Origin of the sequence: Blautia sp. JLR.GB0024 (assembly GCF_037000545.1) — a bacterium.
Lineage (GTDB): Bacteria > Bacillota > Clostridia > Lachnospirales > Lachnospiraceae > Blautia > Blautia celeris.
This window is the reverse complement of the sequence record NZ_JBANBF010000038.1, coordinates 1-3,735: the sequence shown is the minus strand read 5'-3', so window position 1 is coordinate 3,735 and position 3,735 is coordinate 1. Positions and strand designations below refer to the sequence as shown.

At 47.7% G+C, this 3,735-nt stretch carries 2 protein-coding genes; both read left to right on the top strand.

Features of this window, described 5'->3' with window-relative positions:
* Positions 1-101 precede the first annotated feature (101 nt).
* Positions 102-1,823, top strand: a complete 1,722-nt coding sequence (locus tag V8Q34_RS27295) for a cache domain-containing sensor histidine kinase (protein ID WP_033144159.1) — start codon at positions 102-104, stop codon at positions 1,821-1,823.
* Positions 1,824-1,858: 35 nt separating this feature from the next.
* Positions 1,859-3,442 carry a response regulator gene (locus V8Q34_RS27290; RefSeq protein WP_335836683.1) on the top strand — a complete coding sequence of 528 codons (1,584 nt, stop codon included), beginning with the start codon at positions 1,859-1,861 and terminating at the stop codon, positions 3,440-3,442.
* Positions 3,443-3,735 lie beyond the last annotated feature (293 nt).

Below are 3,735 nucleotides of genomic sequence, written 5' to 3'. Positions count from 1 at the left end.
CTTTACCGAAGTCTTCGGAGGCGTGATTTCTAATGGGTTCTATGTTATAATGTACGCATAAGTGACGTGCGTCAGAATGTATGAACGGCAAAGGAGAGAGTATGCTGCAAAGTATCAGAAGCAAGGTGCTGCTGGCAATTCTGGTGGTAACCATAGTGACCGCCTGTTCTATCACTGTGGTATTTTATTTTAAATCAGCAGGGATGATAGAGGAGAATTATTCCACGAACCTTTACGGCAGGGTAAAGCAGACGGTTACCTCCCTGGATGATTCCCTCCAGGAAATTTACTATATCAACGTAAAAGCAGCCAGCGATATAAATATGGTCCAATACATAAAAGAATACAGGTCATCACATAGCGGTGAAGCCCTGGATGGGATTGCAGAACTTCTGAGAAATTACCGCACAGAATACAAGGATTTAAGCTCGCTGTATTTCATTTTTCCGGATGAGAGGATCGCTGTCACCTCAGAGGACTATCCTGTGTGCAAAAGGGATATTCCGGAGGCGGAGATCGAGAAGATACGCCGGACGGAGACCGAGGAAGCAGTCCCCATAATGTTCGGGGATATGGTCCATGACACGGGAAAACAGCTTTCCTGCATCCAGGCTGTCACAGATGATGACGGCATCGTGCTGGGATATATGCTGGCAAACACAGAGGAGAGGACACTTTTTTATGAATATCTGGAACCTGTGTATGATGAGAAGGTGTCCAAGGCGCTGATTCTGGATAAAAACAGGGAGATCGTCACAAGCAAGGATTATGAGAGTGTAGGGCAGGTATATGAGGGCGTGGACCGACTGCCAAGTACCAGCGGTATTGAGAGTCAGGATGCCAGGGAGATCCGTATTTTCTATCAGGGGGCATTTTCCAAATGCGGTCTGTATATGGATATTCAGAAAAGTGAGGTTCTGCGGGATTTGAAGCAGATGCAGATATTTCTGGTGGCTATTTTTCTGCTGTTTCTCATGATCGGCGGCATTCTTGCCACATCCATCACCAGAGCCATGTATAAACCCATTAAAAATATGACAGATACCGTGGAAAAGGTCAGCAAAGGTGATCTGAGCCTTCGGGTGGATGTGACCACAGAGGATGAGATCGGAACCCTTTGCCGGGAATTTAACCACATGCTTGACAACCTGGAGGATCTGATCGCCAGGGTGATCGAGGAGGAGAGACTGAAAAAGGACGCGGAGCTGGAGGCGCTGCAGTATCAGATCACCCCTCATTTTATGTACAATACACTGAATTCTATCAAATACGCGGCCCTGATAAAGGGAGAGAAGGAGCTGGGCGGCCTCATCGGAGATTTTGTTGAGCTGCTGCAGGCCAGCGTTAATAAGAAGGGAACTTTTATATCCGTGGCGGATGAACTGCATATTTTAAAAAATTATATCCATCTGCAGGAATTTCGCTATCAGGGAAGTTTTGATGTGGAGTACGATATTGCGAAGGATGCTTACGGATGTTATATTCCCAGGCTGATCCTGCAGCCCCTGGTGGAGAATGCCATACTTCACGGAATTGATATGAAGGGCGGCAACGGGCGTCTTGTGATCAGAGGCAGAGTGGAGGGCACACGGCTGACGCTGTCTGTCATTGACAATGGGCGGGGAATGACAAAGGAGCAGATAGAGGAACTGCTCTCCAGCAAAGCCAAGAAGACAAACGGCCTGAGTGCCATCGGCGTGCCGAATGTGCGGGAACGTCTGGAACTCTATTATGAGGCGGAAGGCGGAATTACATATGAGAGCAGTGAAAACGGTACTACTGCCACCATCTTTCTGCCGGCAGACAGGGAAGTGAATATTTGACAGACAGATAAAATGTGACAAAGGGGATGAGGCCTATGTTTCGTACATTATTAGTGGATGATGATTTTTTAGTCAGGAGTTATTTGAAGACTCTGAATGCCTGGGAGAAAGCAGGATATGAGGTGGTAAAGGATGTACAGGACGGCGAGGAGGCCCTGCACGTTCTGGAGGAAGAGAAGATTGACGTGATCATCACAGACATCTCCATGCCGCTTATGGACGGCATTGAACTGATACGCCATATCAGGGAAGAGAAGGAAAATATATACATCATGGTTCTGAGTTGTCATGATGATTTTGAGTATGTCAAGGAGGCCATGCGCCTGGGAGCAGACGAGTATATCCTGAAAAATACTCTGGATGAGGATACACTTTTGGAGATCCTGGAAAAGTCCAGGCACCAGATCGAGTCACGACTGGAGAAAAGCAGTGAGCAGGAACGGACCAGGAAACTGATCCGTATGGGAAGCCATACCCTGAAATACCACTTTTTCAACGGCATTCTCTCCGGCACCTTAAACGGGCAGGAGCGGGAGGCAAAGAGAGCAGAAGCCGGTATCCGCGGGCGGTTCCAGAACAGTGCGGTCATCAATATGTTCATGCACGAATGGAATGAGAAGAACCAGGTATGGAGTCCTTTGGAGGCGGAACAGTATTCCCAGAGCTTCCGCCATGGGCTGATGACAGAGATGGAGGACCTTCTGCAGGAGGACAGTGACTATGCGGAGATCATTTACCTGGGAGCCGGGATATTCTGCTGCTTTCTGGATATGTCATCCATGCGGAGAAGCTCTGTCATGCGCCAGCGCCTGACAAATGTGGCATCCGCCTGCTTCAGGTACTGCAAAAAGGAGCCGTATCATTTCGGGATTGGGGTGAGCAATATCTGTTTCGGCGAGGAGGGTATCCGTCAGGCATACCAACAGGCCAGAGAAATGATGAAGCTGAGTTTTTATGATGACAGCGATATCCTCTATTTTGACAATGGAAAAGAGATCAGTTCCAGGCTTCCGGAAGCCGCGGAAGAGCTGTATGAGCGGATTGAGATCTTGAAAAAGGGGAGAAAGCAGGAGGAACTTGCAGAAATGTGGAGGCGTGTCACGGATGCCTGTAAGCGTACGCATGTGGACAGCAAACTGGTTTTCCAATGGCTCAGACGCCTGGATAAAAGGGCTGGTCTTGAACGGCCGGCGGAATTTTACAGCAATGTGCACAATATGGATGAGCTGTGCAGGATTGCCGAGAGTTACAGTCGGGAATTATTTGCTGATAAGAAAATAGCGGTACCCGCCGGCGTATCCGGGGCTGTGCGCCATGCCATTGAATTTATAAACGGTAATTATAAGAAACCCATCAGCCTGCAGGACGCTGCGGAAGCGGCGGGAGTGAATCCGGCTTACCTGAGTTATCTCTTTAAGCAGGAGATGGAGATCGGTTTTTCCAATTATCTGCAGGAGTGCAGAATGGAATGTGCCAAGGAACTTCTCTGCACCACCAATTACAAGATCAAGGATGTGGCATCTGAGGCGGGATTCAATGATTACCATTATTTTTCCAAGACATTTAAGAAGCTCAATGACTGCAGTCCCGCGGATTACCGCAGGGAACACAGCCAGTGACTTTCCGGAAGAAGGGATTTCTAAAAAAAAGACACAAAAAAATTCCACATTCTCAGGAGACCGGAAAACAGCATATGAAATGACAACAAAGCTAAAAAAATTTCCGATTTAAGCCATGACTGAATTCTGGTATTCTTTATTCAAGAACAAAGGAACGGCACGCCGGAGGCACCGGCCCCGGACAAAAGACAGTGAATAAAGGAGAATGAACAATGTTTAATAAGGAAAAAGTAAAATTAGGAATCGCACCTATCGCATGGACTAATGATGACCTTCCGGACCTGGGAAAAGAG